Annotated in this window: 20 protein-coding genes; 12 read left to right on the top strand and 8 right to left on the bottom strand. The window is 53.4% G+C overall.

The features are described from left to right. The 10 genes from CO251_RS10535 to CO251_RS10580 all read left to right on the top strand — a co-directional run bounded on the left by CO251_RS10535 (position 1) and on the right by CO251_RS10580 (position 9,580). The gene (locus CO251_RS10535) at positions 1-1,176 is read left to right on the top strand and encodes an exo-beta-N-acetylmuramidase NamZ domain-containing protein (protein ID WP_103375767.1); all 1,176 of its coding nucleotides are present in this window, start codon (positions 1-3) and stop codon (positions 1,174-1,176) included. After that, a complete protein-coding gene (nagZ, locus tag CO251_RS10540; RefSeq protein WP_158246294.1) occupies positions 1,173-2,747 on the top strand; it encodes a beta-N-acetylhexosaminidase in 1,575 nt (524 codons plus the stop codon). Before CO251_RS10535 ends, nagZ begins: the two co-directional genes overlap by 4 nt. Next, on the top strand, positions 2,740-3,498 hold the full coding sequence (locus CO251_RS10545) for a glucosamine-6-phosphate deaminase (protein ID WP_103375769.1): 759 nt from the start codon (positions 2,740-2,742) through the stop codon (positions 3,496-3,498). The genes nagZ and CO251_RS10545 overlap by 8 nt, the downstream gene beginning before the upstream one ends. A gap of 48 nt (positions 3,499-3,546) precedes the next feature. Beyond that, positions 3,547-4,698 carry an MFS transporter gene (locus CO251_RS10550; RefSeq protein WP_103375770.1) on the top strand — a complete coding sequence of 384 codons (1,152 nt, stop codon included), beginning with the start codon at positions 3,547-3,549 and terminating at the stop codon, positions 4,696-4,698. 83 nt (positions 4,699-4,781) lie between these two features. Further along, positions 4,782-5,177: an HIT family protein gene (locus CO251_RS10555; protein ID WP_103375771.1), complete on the top strand. Its 396-nt coding sequence runs from the start codon at positions 4,782-4,784 to the stop codon at positions 5,175-5,177. Next, positions 5,174-6,136, top strand: coding sequence for a nitronate monooxygenase family protein (locus CO251_RS10560; RefSeq protein ID WP_173677096.1), 963 nt, complete (start codon positions 5,174-5,176; stop codon positions 6,134-6,136). The genes CO251_RS10555 and CO251_RS10560 overlap by 4 nt, the downstream gene beginning before the upstream one ends. Further along, complete coding sequence (locus tag CO251_RS10565) at positions 6,097-7,626, top strand: MDR family MFS transporter (RefSeq protein ID WP_242968550.1); 1,530 nt, start codon at positions 6,097-6,099, stop codon at positions 7,624-7,626. Before CO251_RS10560 ends, CO251_RS10565 begins: the two co-directional genes overlap by 40 nt. A 28-nt stretch (positions 7,627-7,654) precedes the next feature. Then, a complete protein-coding gene (locus tag CO251_RS10570) occupies positions 7,655-8,266 on the top strand; it encodes a guanylate kinase (protein ID WP_242968551.1) in 612 nt (203 codons plus the stop codon). Then, positions 8,267-9,307 carry a glycosyltransferase family 4 protein gene (locus CO251_RS10575; protein WP_103375773.1) on the top strand — a complete coding sequence of 347 codons (1,041 nt, stop codon included), beginning with the start codon at positions 8,267-8,269 and terminating at the stop codon, positions 9,305-9,307. Between the two features lie 3 nt (positions 9,308-9,310). Then, positions 9,311-9,580, top strand: a complete 270-nt coding sequence (locus tag CO251_RS10580) for a hypothetical protein (protein WP_103375774.1) — start codon at positions 9,311-9,313, stop codon at positions 9,578-9,580. Here the strand turns inward: CO251_RS10580 and CO251_RS10585 are convergent. Further along, positions 9,577-10,080, bottom strand: a complete 504-nt coding sequence (locus CO251_RS10585; protein WP_103375775.1) for a flavin reductase family protein — start codon at positions 10,078-10,080, stop codon at positions 9,577-9,579. The genes CO251_RS10580 and CO251_RS10585 overlap by 4 nt on opposite strands. 95 nt (positions 10,081-10,175) lie before the next feature. On the opposite strand from CO251_RS10585, the gene CO251_RS10590 reads away from it, so the two are divergent. Further along, positions 10,176-11,369, top strand: a complete 1,194-nt coding sequence (locus CO251_RS10590; RefSeq protein ID WP_103375776.1) for an acetyl-CoA C-acetyltransferase — start codon at positions 10,176-10,178, stop codon at positions 11,367-11,369. An 8-nt stretch (positions 11,370-11,377) separates the two neighbouring features. Here the strand turns inward: CO251_RS10590 and CO251_RS10595 are convergent, their stop codons facing one another. From CO251_RS10595 to CO251_RS10605, 3 genes are read right to left on the bottom strand one after another with little or no spacing between them, the layout of a single operon-like run. Continuing rightward, a complete protein-coding gene (locus CO251_RS10595) occupies positions 11,378-12,403 on the bottom strand; it encodes a hypothetical protein (RefSeq protein ID WP_103375777.1) in 1,026 nt (341 codons plus the stop codon). After that, positions 12,400-14,061 (bottom strand): helicase-associated domain-containing protein, encoded by a 1,662-nt coding sequence (locus CO251_RS10600; RefSeq protein ID WP_103375778.1) that lies wholly within the window; start codon positions 14,059-14,061, stop codon positions 12,400-12,402. The genes CO251_RS10595 and CO251_RS10600 overlap by 4 nt, the downstream gene beginning before the upstream one ends. Next, a complete protein-coding gene (locus CO251_RS10605) occupies positions 14,058-15,782 on the bottom strand; it encodes a DNA repair helicase XPB (RefSeq protein ID WP_103375779.1) in 1,725 nt (574 codons plus the stop codon). Before CO251_RS10605 ends, CO251_RS10600 begins: the two co-directional genes overlap by 4 nt. Positions 15,783-15,922: 140 nt before the next feature. Between CO251_RS10605 and CO251_RS10610 the strand changes: the two genes are divergently transcribed. Beyond that, on the top strand, positions 15,923-16,417 hold the full coding sequence (locus CO251_RS10610; RefSeq protein WP_103375780.1) for a GAF domain-containing protein: 495 nt from the start codon (positions 15,923-15,925) through the stop codon (positions 16,415-16,417). Here the strand turns inward: CO251_RS10610 and CO251_RS10615 are convergent. From CO251_RS10615 to CO251_RS10630, 4 genes are all read right to left on the bottom strand, one after another. Continuing rightward, positions 16,414-16,872: an HAD family hydrolase gene (locus CO251_RS10615; RefSeq protein ID WP_103375781.1), complete on the bottom strand. Its 459-nt coding sequence runs from the start codon at positions 16,870-16,872 to the stop codon at positions 16,414-16,416. The genes CO251_RS10610 and CO251_RS10615 overlap by 4 nt on opposite strands. A 141-nt stretch (positions 16,873-17,013) precedes the next feature. Next, the gene (locus CO251_RS10620) at positions 17,014-17,667 is read right to left on the bottom strand and encodes a helix-turn-helix domain-containing protein (protein WP_103375782.1); all 654 of its coding nucleotides are present in this window, start codon (positions 17,665-17,667) and stop codon (positions 17,014-17,016) included. 492 nt (positions 17,668-18,159) lie between these two features. After that, entirely contained in the window at positions 18,160-18,456 is a 297-nt protein-coding gene (locus CO251_RS10625) for a type II toxin-antitoxin system VapC family toxin (protein WP_207654675.1), read from the bottom strand. Between the two features lie 81 nt (positions 18,457-18,537). Next, entirely contained in the window at positions 18,538-18,780 is a 243-nt protein-coding gene (locus CO251_RS10630) for a type II toxin-antitoxin system Phd/YefM family antitoxin (RefSeq protein WP_103375783.1), read from the bottom strand. Positions 18,781-18,875 lie beyond the last annotated feature (95 nt).

The following is an 18,875-nucleotide window of genomic DNA, read 5'->3' on the forward strand; positions in this document are numbered from 1 at the left end:
ATGGTGACCTTAGGCATTGATCGTCTATTAATGGAACCCGAGCGTGTACAAGGACGTAGGGTGGGCTTGGTCAGTAACTACAGCGTGTGTGATGGGCAGTTGCAGCCTGTCATTGAACGTTTGTATCAGGCGTTTGGGCACGAACTGCTGCGATTGTTTAGCCCTGAGCATGGGCTTTATAATGCCGCACTGGAAGGGGAACACGTCGCCTCAAGCCGTGATGGGCACACAGGGCTTGCCGTGCAGAGCTTATATGGGGAGGTAAGAAAACCGGACCCGAGCATGCTTCGTGGGTTGGACATGGTGATTTTTGATTTACAAGATATCGGTAGTCGATATTATACCAATTTAAGCACGCTCGTGGGTGTGATGGAGGCGTGTGAAACGGCAGGGGTGAGCCTTCTGGTTTTGGACCGGCCCAATCCCATTGCCGACCGCGCCGAAGGATGGCTGGTAGAGGAGCAGTGTCGCTCGTTTGTGGGAGCGGTTCCCGTGCTAGCGCGCCACGGACTGACGCTGGGAGAAATCGCGCGATGGCTACGCCGCACGCGCTTTGTAGGGTTGGATCTGTCGGTGATGACGCTTGGCGGGTGGAACCCGAAGATGTACTGGGATGAGACCGGTCTACCTTGGGTGCCGTCATCGCCCAATACGACCGGACTGGATATGATGACGCTTTATCCTGGCACGTGCTTGTTTGAAGGGGTAAATGTCTCGGTCGGCCGCGGGACGGCTAAACCGTTTGAGATGATTGGAGCCCCCTTTATTGACGGGTTTGCCTTGGCGGATGCTTTTAATCATTGGGATATGGCGGGGATCCGGGCGCGGCCGGTCTTCTTTGTGCCGTGGCGTTCGCAGTACCAAGGGACGTTATGCCAAGGCGTACAGCTGCATGTGACCCATCGGCGTCAAGTCGCGGCATGGCGCGCGGGGGTCATGTTACTATATCAACTTTTGAAAGATTACCCGGATAAGGTGGAATTTTTGAATCCCCACCAGCGAGGTCCCTTGTTTTTTGATCTGTTGGCCGGTTCGGAGGATTTGCGCACGGCCCTATCTTTAGGCCATATTGAGGAAATTTTTACCCGAGAGAGCCATGAACGCGCGCGCTTTATGGAAGAAACGGCAGAGGACCGCTTATATGGAACGACCGACCCCAAGGAGGTGGGACTGTGATTGATTCGGGATTACGGGACCTTATTGGACAAGTATTGGTCTGTGGATTTGCAAAAGATATGCTCGATGATCATGCACGTCGCTTAATTGAAGAGCATCATGTGGGAAATATTATTCTTTTTTCCCGTAATATCCACCATGTGGAACAGGTGCAAAAACTTACCGCAGATTTGCAAGACTTGGCGCGCGCGAATGGCCAAACCCATCCGCTTCTGATCTGTACAGATCAAGAAAATGGCTTAGTGCGCCGCCTGAGCCCCGATGTGCCGGGATTGCCAGGCAATATGGCGGTGGGGGCCAGTCATGATCCGGCACTCAGTTATCAAATCGGCATCATGACCGGGAAGCTCTTGGCCGCTTGCGGCATTAATATGAATTTGGCCCCGGTATTGGACATCAATAATAACCCGGAAAATCCCGTGATTGGTGTGAGGTCTTATGGCGATAACCCGCAGGAAGTGAGCCGACTGGGGACGCGTATGATTCAAGGCTTGCAGGAAACGGGGGTGATTGCCTGTGCTAAACATTTTCCTGGCCACGGGGATACGCAAGTCGATTCCCATCTCGACCTTCCTATCATCCGTCATTCGTTCGAACGTATGCAGCGTACCGAATTAGTACCGTTTGAAGCCGCTATCGACTCGGGCGTGCGTGCCGTGATGACGGCGCATATTGTATTCGAACAACTTGACCCCGAGCGGCCTGCAACGATATCTCCTACCGTGTTAACGGGCCTTTTACGCGAGCGCTTGGGGTTTGAGGGCATGATTACCACAGACTGCTTGGAGATGAACGCAATCGCCAACGGGGTGGGAGTAGGTCGTGGGGCGGTGATGGCCTTATTGGCAGGTGCAGACATGGTGATGATTTCCCATCGCCTCGATCGCCAAGAAGAGGCCATCTTGGCGATTGCTCAGGCTGTCCACAGTCACGAACTGCCCGTTGCACGGCTTGAAGAAGCGGTAAGCCGTATTGCCCAATTAAAAGCGACGGTGAGCTCTTCGGCATCTTCATTGGACATGCCCGATGATCTGCGCGCGGCAGCTTATGATCTGCAGCGGCAGAGTGCGCGGGCTTGTCTTACCCCGTTGGTCGATCAGGAACCTCATTGGCCGTATCCGCGCCGCGTGGCGGTGGTGATAGATCCCTATAAGCCGCATATGGTGGCAGCGGGCTTGGATCCTCTCGACCGGACTGTTCAGACAGTGCGCGAAGTGTTGCCGGGAGCCGTAGTGGAAGGGGTTGCTTACGACCACATCGCGCAGGAGTTACGGCTGCATGAAGCCGACTGGCTTTTGTTCGTCACGGCCGGGCAAAAGGTAGACCCGGACATGATTGATCAATTAAGGCGTCATGGGCATTCGGCCGTGCTGTTAGTGCATACCCCCTATAAATGGCCGATGTTTTCACCAGCGAAGCGTGTGTATGCCCTTTACGAAAATACACCTTGGATGATCCAAGCAGCGGTGCGCGCGTTAGCCTTTCAAGAATCTGGCCAAGGTCATCTGCCCGTGATGGTGGAAGCGATAAGCGATGATGTGACACCAAAGGAGTTGGGGTCTGATGATTGAGCTCGAAATCTTTCAGACAGCGTCTGATGCGGCCCACCGCGTCGCGGAACTCGCTTTGGAACAGGTCGCGGCGCGGCCCGCATCGGTTTTGGGACTGGCGACGGGCTCGACGCCTATTGCGATCTACCAAGATATTGTGCGCCAAGTTCGGGCTGGGCGCGTTGTATGGGATCAGGTGACGACATTTAATCTTGATGAATATGTCGGCCTTTGTGCCTCCGATCCGCATTCTTTTACCTATTATATGCAACAGCATCTCTTTGGGCCGTTAGGCATGCGGAAACAGAAATGGTTTATGCCTCCGCATTGTGGGCCCGATTTAGCTCAGATAGCACCACGTTATGACCAGACAATCGCTGATCATGGCGGCATTGACTGGCAACTGTTAGGCATTGGACGCAATGGGCATATTGGCTTTAACGAACCGGGGACACCCTTTGATAGTTTGACGCATGTGGCGACCCTTTCCGAATCTACGCGCCAGGCTAATGCCGCGTGGTTTGATGGTCATTTGGATGATGTGCCGCAACAGGCGGTGACCATGGGACTGGCCACAATTATGGCAGCTGGCACCATCGTGTTAGCCGCTTTTGGGGAGAGCAAGGCGTGGGCATTAGAGAAACTATTGAAAGAGCCTCCCACGCCGGCTGTGCCGGCGTCGGTGTTGACGCAGCATCCTCATGTCCTTGTGATTGCCGATCAAGCCGCAGCGTCGCGTATCAATGCCTTGGCGGGGCGCGCAGGAACCTAATGTTTCAAAACTCCAAGCCGTCTCGGTATAATATGATGGGGTGACTATATGGCGGCTGGCACGACAACATGGAAGTCAGGATTGGCGGCTCTGACGTGGACGCATTTTATGAATGATGGGCTGGCTAATTTTCTGCCCGGGATTTTGCCTTTTTTAGCCGTTGATCGCCATATGCCGTTGCCTCTCGTGGGATCGCTTATGACGGCACTCTTACTGGCTCAGACTCTTCAGCCGTTGTCAGGATTGTGGGCGGACCATTTGGGAGGACGGCGCCTTATTTTAGGTGGAGTTTTGTTGACGGCGTTAGGAGCCCTACTGCTCAGCATTTTTCATCGGCCTCTGGTGATGATTATTGTTTTGATTTTAACGGGGCTAGGCAATACGCTCTTTCATCCGCAAGCCTTGTCCCAAGCCCGCAAGTTGGCGACGGTCCATCCCGGACTTTTCATGTCCGTATTTTTAGTCGGCGGCGAACTGGGGCGGGCCCTTTCTCCGGCTGCCGCGGGATATCTGGTGGGACACATGGGACTGACGGCATTGAGCCTCATGGCTCTGCCGTTGTTGGTGTCATTGCCGGCGCTGTTCCGGTACATTCCATTGGGCACGTCTTTGCACAAAGCGCGCTCGGCCACGTTTCACTGGCGTGGACACGGACGTCGGGCCGGATGGCTCATTGGCTTTTCGTCGGTACGGTCCGCAACGATTTATGAAATTGTGACATTGTCGCCTATTGTATGGCATGCGCGAGGCGGCTCTTTGGTCAGCGCTGCATCGTTAGTGACCGTCTTTATTGGCGTGGGAATTGCGGGCAATCTTTACGGCGGATATTTAAGTGCCAAGACGGGGCGCCGTCCCATCGTATGGGTCACCACAGTGTTGGCTGCGGTAGCGTTAGCCTTGTATATTGCCTTGCCCCAAGCTTATTTATGGCTTATTTTATCCGTGCTCGGTGTGGCCTTATTTGGTACGTCATCTTTGACGATGCTCATGGGACAAGATATTTTTCCAGACAATCCGGCTATGGGCTCCGGAGTGGCGTTGGGATTGGCCAATGGCCTAGGGGCCTTAATGGTAATGCCGCTGACCGCGATGGCTGGCCACACGCACCCCTTGGCACCCATTTGGTGTTTATTGGTGCTCACGGTTTTCTCACTGATAGCCGTACCGCGACTGCCTGAGTCCAGGGCATGGGCGGCATGAAAAAAGAACGCAAACCCAGTATACTAAGAATTATTTTGAAGACTTGCAGGCGTTGACGGCATAAAACAGAGGAGAGAACGAAATTGCCATCCATTTTCTCACAAATTATCGCAGGAGAATTGCCGAGTGTAAAAGTTCGTGAGAACGACGAGTTCTTAGCGTTTTTGGACATTCGTCCGGTGACCCCAGGACATACGCTCATCGTACCGAAGAAAGAAGTCGATTACTTTTTTGATATGGAGGATCCCTTGCTCGAACATATTTGGCTCTTTGCTAAGCCTCTGGCTCAAGCTCTAAAGCGGGTCACAGGATGTGAGCGTGTTGCAGCGGTCGTCGCAGGATTTGATGTGCCTCATGCGCATCTACACTTAATTCCTGCGTCGGATATGTCCGACTTGAATTTCGCTCACGCCACACCCAGTACTCCCGCAGAGCTTGCCGAGATGGGAGAACGGATTCGCCAGGCGTTATCGGCATGAAAACGCGGCTGACGACGCTATGTGGGATTGAACGGCCTATCATTCAAGGAGGCCTGGCTTATCTAGCGCGTGCGCCTCTGGCGGCCGCTGTTTCGGAAGCAGGGGGCATGGGTCAAATTACAGCCGCCACACTCGGCACGCCGCAGGCTTTGCGTGAAGAGATTAGGGCCGTCAGACGCTTAACCGCAAAGCCTTTTGCGGTTAATTTTGCATTGGGCCATCAGCCGATCGACGCATTGCTCGAAGTGGCTTTGGAAGAACAGGTGCCAGCTGTCAGTCTTACCGGGGGCAATCCGGCTCCTTATGCGCACCGCATTAAAGAGGCCCGGGCACTGTTTCTGGTGTTAACGGCCGGTGTGCGTGCGGCCCAGAAAGCCGAAGGGTTAGGGGCTGATATCATTATTGCGGTCGGCGCCGAAGGCGGGGGACATCTAGGACGGGACGACGTGGGGACGATGGTCCTTACGCGGCGTGTTGTGCAATCGGTGCAGGTGCCTGTGGTGGCGTCAGGCGGTATTGGCGACGGACGTGGGCTATTGGCTGCCATGGCGTTAGGCGCTGAAGGGATTGAGATGGGCACTCGTTTTGTGGCCACCCAAGAATGTCAAGCCCACCTCAGCTATAAACAGCGCCTGGTGCAAACGCCGGAAAACCAGACCGTCGTCATTGAACGCTCTATTGGACGGCCGGGGAGGGTATTGTCATCGCCCTATGTTGATAAGATTTTAGCGCAAGAACAGCAGGTGACCCAACCCGAAGACTTGTGGCCATGGGTAGCGGGAGAGAAAAATGCGGCAGCGGCACTAAATGGGGATTGGGACCAGGGCTTTGCCTGGGCCGGGCAGGTTACCGGCTTAATTACAGATATTCCGACGGTCAGACAATTGCTCGACCGAATGGAGCGAGAGGCGGTAGATGCGTGGGATCAACTCAACCAGAACATGTCGACCAACCGATAAGCCCTTTGTCGCGTCGGCTGATTGTGGTCGGCTTGATGCTGGCCATGGCGCTTGCGGCAATGGATGGAACCATTGTCGCGACCGCCATTCCGACGATCGTTCATGACTTAGGGGGATTTTCGTTGTTCCCTTGGGTTTTTTCTATTTATTTATTAGTGCAAGCGGTGATGGTGCCCATTTATGGGAAGCTGGCCGACCTGTTTGGCCGAAAACCCATGCTAATGGTCGGCAGCGCCATTTTCTTATTGGGTTCTGCGTTGTCTGGATTGTCGGGCAGTATGATTGAGCTTATTGTGTTTCGGGGCATTCAGGGTATTGGCGCCGCGGCGATTATCCCGATTTCGACCACAATCGTGGGTGATTTGTTTGGGCTTCAAGAACGGGCTAAAATGCAAGGGTACCTGTCCAGTGTATGGGGCATATCGGCGGTGGTAGGGCCAGCCATTGGCGGATTTTTGGTTGAGTACGCGTCGTGGCACTGGATTTTCTATATTAATGTGCCCATAGGCCTTGCCGCGCTGTTCATGATTGGGCGCTATCTTCACGAACGGCTTGCGCCGCATGCGCACCGCATTGATGCTTTGGGAGCGAGTCTGCTCTTGATTGGCACCGGGGCATTGGTCTTAGGCCTTTTAGAAGGCGGTGTGGGGTGGCCGTGGCTGTCCTGGCCAAGTATCATGGTCTTTGCCGTGAGTATTGTGTCTTTGGGCATATTCTACGGCCACGAAGGGCGAACCTCAGAGCCGATATTGCCGATCTGGGTTTTTCGCCACCGCTTTATTGCCTTAGCCAATGCCGGTAGCTTGGTCGTGGGTGTGGTATCAATGGGGCTTAGCTCCTATTTGCCTATTTTCGTGCAAAGTGGGCTGGGCAGTACACCATTAGTCGCGGGGTTTGCCTTGGCGGCAATGTCCATTGGTTGGCCTGTGGCTTCTGCCTTATCCGGAAAGTTGTATTTGCGCATTGGGTTTCGGGGGACAGCGCTCATTGGTTCGAGTGTCATGATCTTAGCCAGCTTGGGCTTTTTAGTTCTTACCCTGCATTCCGCCCCATGGCAGGTGGCGCTGGCATCGTTGCTGATGGGCGCAGGGCTTGGACTCAACTCCACATCACTATTGGTCGGCGTGCAGTCGATGGTGGCATGGAATCAACGCGGCGTGGTGACGGGGAGCAATATGTTTACCAGGACTCTAGGGTCTACGGTCGGTGTTGCGATTTTTGGCACGCTGGTTAACGCCTTTTTGCTGGGGTGGTTGCGTCGGGCTCCTAGGGCGATTGCGCACATATTACCGCCTGGTTTAAATGTGGCGGCTTTAACGTCAGGAACTCAGACACATCTCAATATGCCGCAATCGGCGGTGTTCTACGTGCGTCAAGGCTTATATGGGGGCATTCACCAAATTTTTTGGGCTTTATTGTTGGTGAGTGTGCTCGCTATTGCATTAGAGTGGTGGCTGCCTAAGACGCATCAGCCTCAAGAAATCTCGTGATTAAAGAGCGCCGAGCAGGAGGCTCATAATGGAGGATATGGTGGAACCGATATTATTTATTTTTACCGGCCCTTCAGGTGCGGGCAAGGGGTCGGTGATGCAAGCGCTGCTAGCAGACGATCCCTCCTTGCGTAAGGTGGTGACGTATACGACGCGTGCGCCACGAGACGGGGAAGTGGATGGATTTGATTACCGTTTTGTGACGACGGAACAGTTTCAGGAGTTGATTGCACAAGGGAAGATTTTTGAATACGAAAACGTCTATCGCGATCATTTTTATGGGTCGCCGCGCGAACTGTTTGTGGAAGGCCATGACGGAATTATTGAGCTTGATTACAAAGGTCGGCTCAAATATCAGGAACGGCACCGCCGTGTTGTGTCGATATTTCTGTTACCACCCAGTTTGGACGAACTTAAAAATCGGATTGTGGCACGGTCGGCTGTCTCGAACCTTGGAGCGCGGATGGATAATGCGGTGGAGCAGTTGCGCCATGCGAAGAGCTATGACTATATTGTGCAAAATACGGATTTAAGCGTCTGCATCGCTCAGGTGCAAGCAATTGTTGCGGTAGAGCGGGCTCGACGATCGGGACAATATGCCTTAGACCATATGATGCACCAGTTGCAGGATGAGCGCTAAATGCGAATTGCGTTGTTAGCGGATGCCGGTAGTGTGCATACCCAGCGCTGGATTCAAGGACTCCAAGAGCAGGGGCATCGTGTGGTGACTTGGTCACAGCGTCCGGGTCCGGTTGGAGACATTCGACGTTTGCCGCCTCCGCGCCGCGGGCGGTTAGATACGCCGGCGGCGGTGTGGCAAATTCGCAAGCAAGTCATGGCTTTCCATCCTGATGTGGTGCATGCCCACTATCTTTCCCATTACGGGCTTTTAGGCGCTGCAGCGCACCTCGTCCCGCTGGTCGTGTCTGTATGGGGGGCCGATATTGAGTGCTTTCCGCACAGTCGTGGGCGGCTCACCCGAAGTCTTGTCCAATGGATTTTGCAAAGAGCCGATGCGATTACGGTTTCTAGCCAATATCTTCAAAAGGTGACCCAACAATATACCGCGAAACCTATTGCCATTATCCCGTTTGGCATTGACTTAAATCGATTTCGACCTCAAGCGCCCAATACTGGCCCCCTGCGTTTTATTATCAATAAGGCACTAGAGCCGGTGTACGGGATTGACATCATTTTTGAAGCGCTGCGCCATGTCCAGGGCCCTTGGCAGGGACGGGTGTTGGGTACAGGCAGTCAAGAGCAGAGGTTGCGCCAAATGGCGCACGACGCAAGTTGGGATGACCGTCTGCAATGGCGTGGCATCGTACCGGCGTCTCGGTTGCCAGAAGAACTGGCATGGGCCGATGTGGGTTTATACGCGTCACGGCGTGAATCATTTGGGGTGGCACCATTAGAAATGATGGCCTTGGGACGAACGGCTATCGCACACCGGATCGGGGGACTGGGTGAGGTGATTGATGACCACGTCAATGGCCTGTTGGTGGATCCCCAAGTCCCGGGTCTGTGGCAGCAAGTGCTACAGCAAGCGGTCAAAGATCCGGATGCGATTCGTCTGTTGGGCGCGCAAGGGCCTGCTTGGGTCGCCAAACGGTATGATTTTGCTCATAATTTAGGACAGATACAAGAGCTCTACAGACAAGTGCAACGAAAGGCAGGATAAAAGATGGATATCGTCGTGGTCAGTGTAGACCGGTCTCGACCAGATGTCGTGATCGCCAATACCTCGGTGGATTTATTGCATTGCCGTATTACCATGCCGAAAGCGGCGCTAGCAAAGTTGGGCTATAAGGCGTATCGCCCCAAGTTGTTACGACCCGTCATTGACGCCTTGATTGCGCGGCAAATCGCCCGTCATAACGGGGTATTGCCGCTGGGGGGCATTGTGTTGGATGAAAACGACCTTGAGGATTTGCCTGTAGCCCCGCCCGCCTAGGTCAACGGCCCGGGCGAGGCTAAGCTCTCCAGCGTACGGTACTGGCCTTGATAGAACAGTAGCGGAGGATCCTCCGATAATACCGCCATGTCCTCGACGCGGCCGAGCACGACAGAATGGTCGCCCCCAGGGTAGATCGCCTCAACGCGGCAGGCGATATAGGCCAGTGCTGCGGCGAGATAGGGAATGCCGTGAGGCGCTGGAATTAGCGTGAGATTTTCAAAGAGATTAGCCGGAGGGTGCGGGTTGGCAAAGCGGGTACTCAGTTGACTCTGGGAGGCCTTTAAAATATTTACGGTAAAAGGAGCCCCCAGTGTCATGGCTGTGTGCATGCGGGCGTTATGATCGACCGATATCAAAATCAGCGGCGGATCCAATGACACCGATGTCAAGGAGTTCGCCGTCATGGCATGCAAATCGGGCGTCAATTCGGCCAAAATGACGCTAACCCCTGTGGCAAAATGTCCCATAGTTTTTCGGAAAAGTTGGCTATTCACCATGATAGTCCTTTCTAGCTGACATTCTCATGGTATCATGGGCTCAACGAAATGAAAACCCGCGGACATGGGGTGAGCGGGCAGAGAAGAGGTGCGCGATGCTGGTTTCTCGGTCAACCGAAATCTATTTATTAGCGGGAGCGCGTACGCCATTTGGAACCTACGGTGGCACGCTAAAAGACATCGATTCGACAGAACTTGGACGTATTGCGGCAGAAGAAGCGATCCGGCGTGCGGGGTTAGAGCCGGCTCACATGGATTTTGCGATTGTTGGCAACGTGCTGCCTTCCAGTCCCGATGCGGCATATACCGCGCGCCACGTCGCGCTTAATGCGGGAATGTCTTTGAGCGCCCCGGCTTTGACGGTCAATCGCCTGTGCGGGTCGGGTCTGCAAGCTGCCATATCGGCCGCGCAATCTCTCGTGCTTGGAGAAGGGCAGGTGGCTCTGGCAGGGGGAACGGAGAATATGAGTCAAGCGCCTTTTCACCTCCGCAATAGTCGGTTTGGCGTCAAGGCTGGGGCGCCGGTGTTGACCGACGGGTTGCTTGATGTGCTTACGGATATGGGGTGCGGTTTAGGGATGGGAGCGACGGCTGAAAATCTCGCAGAACAATATGGCATCACGCGGGAAGCCCAAGATGCCTATGCGGCGCTGAGTCAAGCAAGGGCCTACCAGGCGCAGGTGTCGGGGCGTTTGCAAGAAGAAATTGTTCCCGTGCCAGTGCGCGTCAAAGGACAAATCACGGAGTTTGCTCTTGATGAGCACATGCGTCCGGGGACGACTGTCGAAACGTTGGCGCACCTGAAGCCAGCCTTTAAGACACCCGGTACGGTCACGGCCGGCAATGCATCGGGTATCAACGACGGCAGCGCCATGTTGGTTTTAGCGACCGGTGATTTTGTGCAGGCCCATGGATTGCGCCCTTTGGCTCGGATTGTCAGCTACGGCGTTGCGGGGGTCGACCCCCGGATTATGGGCATTGGCCCCGTTCCTGCCTCTCGTATTGCCCTGGAAAATGCCGGGCTTGATATTGAAGACGTGGGGCTCGTCGAAATCAATGAAGCGTTTGCTTCCCAGTATTTAGCCGTCGAACAAGAACTAGGGCTTGACCGAGACAAAACCAACGTCAATGGCGGCGCTATTGCGTTAGGGCATCCCGTCGGCGCTTCCGGCGCACGCTTGCTTCTCACGCTAGCCCTGGAGATGCGCCGTCGTCATCAACAGTTTGGCCTTGCGTCACTTTGCATTGGGGGTGGGCAGGGGATTGCGTGTGTGATCGAATCCGTCTAAAGACCAGCTTATTGGTGATGGGGTACAAGGCGTAAGCCTTCGATGTGGTTTGTAGGTCCATGAGGGGTCATACCGCCTACGAGCCATATGACTGACCCGGTGACGAAGGTTCCAAAGCCCGATAGCGGCGTCGGGAGCGTGACGGAGGAACGGTAGAGGTGTTGGTGATGAATAAACCAGATGGTACTCAAGGGGCGAGAACCGTGCATACCACCTAAGAGCCACACATTGCCTCGGACACAAACTAACCGAGCATTTTCGAGGCCAGATGGCAACCGCAAAGTCGCTACCAGATGATGGCTGTCTCTTGCAAAAATCCAAATGTCGGGGTTGTCCTGCCCTTGAGTGGTGAGACCCCCAGCGACCACAAGAAACTGCCGAGATACGGCTATGGCAGGGTTTTCAACGGCGAGTGGCAGATGACCCCAAACGCTAAAGTGTCCCCGGTGAAGACGCCAGATGAGGCGAGAGAGGCTTGGGGTGCTTTGCCCTCCCGCTATCCACGTTGATCCGCGGGGCCCTATAGCGGTTCCCGCATAGGCTAACGCTTCAGGCAACACATGGGGTACGGTGTGTCCACTAGCGACAGCCACTCCGGCAGTGATGGGCTGCGCGTGTTCAACGCCGCCTGCGACAATGAAATGACCGTGCGAAACCAGCATGAAGCTTCCGCGTGCAAAAGTGCCCGAAGGGCCTTGGATGAGTCCTTGAGGGGTAATCGTAGCGGAGAATGAGCTCAGCCCTTGAGAATTGTGGCCCCCTGCCATCTCTAAAAGGGAGCCTTGAGCAAGCGAAGCAAATCCCCACAAGGGTTGGGGAAGATCAAAGCTTGTGGCCTGGAGTTGACGGGTGGTTGGCCAGCTTTGGATGAGGGGAGGGTTTAGGGATCCTTGGTGCATACGCTGTGATGCGTTTACGATGCGGCTGGGGCGAAAGCTGAGAATATGCACACCCCATCCGGCCACGCCCACCACCGCGAGCACAAACACAAAAAACCGAGGCTTAATGCGCCGCTTAGAAAACCGGTGCGTCATGAGGGAACAACCTCTACGGTTTGAATGTCCGGCAAGGGGATTGTGACAATATCGCGATTCTCAAGGACGCCTTCTACGTTCATGAGCGTGATATGAATGGGCAATAGGCGTACTGGGTTCTTGTCGCCAATATGTTGAATGACCACCCACTGTTGCCCTCTTAAGGCGCGAACCAAAGCGCGGTGCAAGGTGCTGTCAAACGGCGTGGTTAAAAAGTCGTCATAGGCTAAATCATCTGGGTCGTCATATTCTTCGATGTGGGGGATGACGGGGACTCCCGATTGTTCGAGCGCTTTGAATAAGGCTTTGCGGTTATCCGCCCGGACAATGAGATCGGTCGGCGATAGGCGGGCGATTACAAAGTGCTGCAGAATTTTCTCAGCTGCCACAGAATCCTTGGTATCTTCGCTGTGCAAAAGGGTAGCATGCAATAGCCGGTGACGCGTCAACTGTTTGAACCAGTCTTGGATATTGTGCTGCAAGTTGGTGGGAATATCGACGCGCGCCATGTGCTTTAACTCAGCGAGATAGGTGGTGGCATCCCATTGCTGCATAACGGCTTGGGAAATGGCAGGGCGGTCAATGTGGTAAACTGTCATCAAATCATATTTCACCAATTGCGCCATGCTGCTGATTGTCCATAAAACGTAGGGGGAGGTTTCCGGAGGAGCTAACACATCGCCCGTGGGTTCAATCAGCAGGGTTCGCTCTTTCTCAGCTAACAGTTGCTGGCGAAATCCTCCGTAATAATAAGCATCCGTCAATCGCCCTAAGAAGCGGCCGTGATTCTCCCAAATCCCGGCGGCAATGAGGCTGGCCAGGGAATATTCGAGGCTATAAGAATCATAGGCTCCTGGGATCTTAAGCGCTTTTCCCCACTTTAACACCGCTTGCGTATCGAGCCATTCGTCGGGGTCTAATACGGCTGCCAAGGCTGTAATCACCACAAGAAACAGATTATGATGATCCAGTGCCCACTGCATAATGAAACTCAAAATTTGTGGGGTCGGGTGCGAAAAAAAATTCGTGGCTTCAGACGTGGCAACCAATGATCCGTCCCCAGACAGTGTGACCAGTCGAAAGTAATAGGCTAAGGTAGCGGCACTATCTAGCATTTCAGCGCTGATCCAAGGGGGAAGGACTTTCCTCATTTTCCCGATGGTGCGCCGATACAACTGGCCCGAATTGGTTTGCGGCAAAGGCTCGCGGCGGGCTTCGGTGACCAGGTGAAATAACGGCAACAAGGCTTCGAATCCGTAAGTGGGAGCGTTTCTGGGGCTGCGTTCGGCGGAGCGCAAGGTCTTGGGCAACTCGAAAACATATGGCAACAACAGAGGAAAGTAGTCAAAGGGAATGACATCGCGCGCATAGGTATCGCGCAAGGTAAAGGCGATGAGAGTCTCCCCTAAATTCTTCGCCAAGTTTCTGCCGTGAGCCAATTTGCTTAAAGGACTGCGCATGTGCTCTGCTTGAAGCAGATAATACCGGAGATCTGCTAATTCGTTTGGGCTGAAGGTACGCATAACGTCGTCCACACGAACAGGATTTAACAGCCAACCAAAAAGATCTTGCTGACTCAGGTGGTAGTGTTCGAACAATCTATAGAGCGTTTGTGGGTCTAGTCGATCAAGAATTCCAACGAGGGATGTCACACTCACGAGCGCAGACCTCCTGGAAACGGAATGACAGGGGCCTGGTTTGTCTTTGCCGGAGCGCCTGTGTCATCGGCATGGGCAATGTCATAGCGGTAGCCTTGCTCACATAAAAACAGCTGGCGTTTTTGGGCAAAATCTTGCTCCTTGGTATCCTCTGTGACTAAGCTATAAAAGGTGGCCATACCTCCGTCCTTTTTGGGACGCAAAATGCGGCCAAGACGCTGTGCCTCTTCTTGGCGCGATCCGAATGCCCCAGACACTTGGATGGCCACGTTGGCGTCTGGCAAATCGATAGAAAAGTTCGCGACCTTCGAGACGATGAGCACCGGCACTTCACCTGACCGAAATTTTTGATAGAGCTCTTCACGCACGGCCGTAGGCGTTTGCCCCGTGATGAGAGGGGCGCCAATTTCTTGATGAATAGCCTCCAATTGGTCAAGGTATTGGCCAATAATGAGAATATGATCGTCTTGATGTTCTGCCAATAATGTATGTAAGGCCCCAACCTTTGCAGGATTGGATGCTGCAATGCGCGCCCGATCTTGGTCTTCAGCCATTGCATAGCGTTCTCGCCAGGACTCGGGTAACCGTACGCGGATTTCTCGGCAGGCGGCTTCGGCGATCCAGCCCTGAGCTTCGAGATCTTTCCACGGCATGTCAAACCGTTTGGGGCCAATAAGGGAGAAGACGTCGTCAGCGCGGCCGTCTTCACGAATCAACGTAGCGGTTAATCCCAAACGGCGACGGGCTTGCAAACTCGCCGTCAGACGAAATACGGGTGCAGGCAGTAGATGCACTTCGTCGTAGATAATTAAGCCCCAATCATGGTCATCAAGGGCCGCAAAGTGCACAAATTCTCCCTTTTGGCGGTGGCTAAGAATTTGATAGGTAGTCAAGGTCACAGGGCGGATCACCTTGGTGCGCGCGCTGTATTCGCCAATCTCTTCGGGGGTCAGCGTGGTCTTGTGCAGCAATTCGTCACGCCATTGGTGTAAGGACGCAACAGACGTGGTCAAAATCAGCGTGTGGGCCTGGACCTTCTCCATGGCGCCAATGCCAACCATCGTCTTTCCCGCGCCACATGGCAGGACCACTACACCACTACCGCGGTCAATCCCTCCGTCTCCCCAAAAAGCACGAATAGCGTCTTGCTGGTAATGGCGTAAAGTAAATGGTTGACCATTTGGCTCACGCTCACGTAAGGCGATGGTCAAGGGGAGGCCCGGCGAATAGCCCGCGCGGTCATCGGCCGGCCAGCCGATTTTGGCCAAGGCTTGCTTTAGGAGGCCCCGGTGGCTGGGATCAATGCGGTATCCAGGGTGCAAGGCTTCGCCTAAATACGGCTGCACCGCCTTTTGATGGGTCAACTGCGTCAACAAATGGGAGTCGTCCGATGTCAACCACAAGCCGTGGCCGTCTGGAGAGATTTCCAGACGGAGTTTGCCATAGCGGCGTCCTTGGTCCTCAATAAAGGTGATAACTTCCTGAGGAACCGGATATTGCGAAAATCGCGTGAGTCTGTCTAAGATTGTGGCCGTTGTCATCCCAGAGGCGACGGCATTCCACAACGATAAGGAACTGACTCGGTAGGTGTGAACGTGTTCCGGGCTTTTGACAAGCTCGGCAAATCCTACCAAACTATCGCGTGCTTCCTCAAACAGGGCGTTATCGACTTCAAGTAATAAGGTGCGGTCTGATTGAACAATAAGAGGTAGACGGTCCACCAAGGCCCTCCCTTAACTGACAACATGATAAAGATATTGTACAAAATTGCACTGGAGTTGGCTATGTGCGTCGATTGGTGCCAAGACATTCGATCCTATGCTAGAATGACTCGTTGATTCGAGGCAAGGAGGGTTGCTCTATGGAATTTGATAACGTGAGCGACGCAGCAACTCCTCATGAGGTGATTGCTTTTGCGCAGGCTATTATTGAAGGGGAGTCTGACCGTATCGCCACGTTAGCGAACATATCGGCCTTGATTGGACAATATTTGCCTAGGATTAATTGGGCTGGTTTTTATCTCTTTGCCCCTGGCACGCAAGAGGGAGTACTAGGGCCGTTTCAAGGCCAGATTGCGTGTACGCGCATTGCCTTGGGGTCAGGCGTGGTGGGCACTTGTGCCCAACAAGGGAAGACGATTGTGGTGCCCGACGTGGATCAGTTCCCCGGACATATTGCCTGTGACAAGGCGAGCCGGTCAGAAATTGTGGTGCCTATTAGAGATAATCATGACGTGGTGGCGGTGTTAGATGTGGATGCGCCGATTTTAGACAGATTTCAAGCGGAGGACCAGTTCCTGCTTGAGAGCATCGCGGCGCTGTTGAGCAAAAATTGGTCCTCGATGCGCACGTTTTAAAGACGTAAGGTGGCGATTAAGCGGTTGGGCTTCAGAAGCAAGTCCACCGCGTCTTGGCCGCTTTGAACGACAATATCGGACGCCATGAGTGTTTTGGTATAAGCGCCTTCTTCCCCGAGGACACAAATAGACAAGTCCGCCGCGTTGAGCATAAACGTATCGACAGCGCCGTTGCCGACGGCGATGACGTGGCTTAAACGCCGCACGTAGCGCTCTTTATCCTCGCCGGTCTGAATCATGACCGGGGTAATCCCGGTGATGCCAGCGATGACGTCCACCCCGCCATGAGTGCCGGCGGTGAGAATATGTACCTCGAGGTGCGTGCTCAATTCCTGCAAGGCGATAGCCAAGGTTTCGCTGATATGGCCATCGGTAGCCAGTGTACCATTAAGGTCAAAGACAACGTGTTCATAGGTTTGTTTGCCGATGCCAGGAATATTGATGGTCATGGCCACGTGGAGGCCCCCCTTATCGTACTTCTTGTCCGCATTGTAGCATATCGCTCAGGGACTCACAGGGCAAATACTCCATTCTAAGCCGTTTCTTGTCGGGGTACTAGTCGAAGAAAAAGGGCTGAATGGTATCAGCCCATGTGGTTATTGCTGCTCATTGTCTGGATGATTGGCAATGAGTTTCTCAATTTCGCTGATGCGGTCTGCGATGTCAGCCTGTTGGGCTTCAAGGTGTCGTTTCATGCTTTTCAGGCTGAGTAAATCCTCGGGATCAAAAAACGGATTGGGCATCATGCCTCCGCGGTGATTTCTGCGTCCTCCTTGCATGCCGTGTCCGCCATGTCCCATGTTGTGGTGCATCCCGTGTCGTCCTTGGCAACATTGTTCTGCGTGGTTCATCATCGCAATTTCCCCTTTTTCGGTAGATTGTATTGACTCATCCGGATCAAGGTGGTAAATAACGGCTTCCACTTGTTGCAAATCCTGTGCCGTCAATTTTTGTCCGGGGATGAGATAGTGCCCATCGACGAGAAATTTGAGCGATAGGCCTAGATATTTGGCCGCATCGGCGGGACTAAGGGGGCCATTGGCATCCCACAGAGGTTCTGGTGGCAACGCCTTTCCCAATTGAAGCGCCAAGCGTTGAACATCTTCATATTTAAAACGCCGATGTTGAACTTGTCCTTGACCGATGCGGTAGGTCGGCAGACTGTATTGTTTGGCATACCACCGCACCGTGGCGGGCGAAACACCAAGCAGTACCGCGACTTCTTGGACACGTAAGTAATGGCCAAACATGTTCTCACCTCCCTTGCAGTATATACCGAAGGTTATTCCATTACAAGAATATCCTATAAATAAATTTATGATATTCTAGACAACCAGAAGGCGTTGCGATGAATCACAATGTCAAACGTCCAGAACCCGATGGGCAGATCGCTCAATGTTCCGAGAGAATTGGCAGGGGGTCCTAGAGTTCTCGATTAAGGGCCTGTCGATCCGTGTTCGGGTCGCCCGCCGCCGCGTAAACCTTCTTGTGCGACCAGGAGGCTAAATTTAGTCACAATAGGATTCTCTCTATGCTGTTTATACATAAAGAAAAGAAAGAGGGATGCTAGCGAGCGCGCTAGTCGTAATCTGTACGAATCTCATATTGTCAACCGGTGTTTCTTCACCTCACGGTGGCAACAAGAACGGAGTTTGTATCGCGGGGCTAAATTCGCCGTCTCAAGCACGGATAATCATTCTCTCTTTAGAACAGGAAAAGAACGGGAAACCTTGAGCTTCCTATTACCTCACCAGTTTCACCACGTCAGAGTATTGGGCAACAGTCGAGTCGGTAGTGAGTAGGCGAAATGGGCCGGTTAAGGCTTGGGCAATGAGTAGCCGATCAAATGGATCGTTATGAATTGGCGGTACGCTCACGACCATACTTGCATCCTCGGCGGTTACAGGCAGTTTTGAAAAACCGCTGGCCTCGATACCGTTGACAATATCAGAAATCTTGGCATCAAGTTTTCTTAGACCGACTTTGATGGCAGCTTCCCAGATATAGGCTGCACTAACAAAAACCACATCGGCGTTCAATATCTGATCGGAAATCTCCTGCGTAATACGAGGAGAATCCATGAGATACCATTAAGTAGATCTGTGTATCGAGCAGTAGCATCAATCATCAGACCCTTCAAAACTCTTTTGGATATCGACGGGCAATGGTTCGTCGAAATCATCGGAAATCCGGATCTTTCCACGTAAAAAGCCAGGTGTTCGAGTTGGTCGAGACGCCGTTACCGGGCCAAGCCGCGCAATGGGTTTGCCCGCCTTGGCAATTGTTATTGCTTCACCCCGACTCACCTCATCCAGAAGCCGCGAAAGGTGAGTCTTTGCCTCGTGAATGTTTACAGACTTCACTCAAGTCACCTCGAATGATTGAACATAGTTTAGTCTTAGTCTAACAGAGGAATGGGGTCAACCAAAAAACCGGGAACAAGACTTGTGTCATGTCC

Source organism: Sulfobacillus sp. hq2 (assembly GCF_002903155.1).
Lineage (GTDB): Bacteria > Bacillota > Sulfobacillia > Sulfobacillales > Sulfobacillaceae > Sulfobacillus > Sulfobacillus thermotolerans.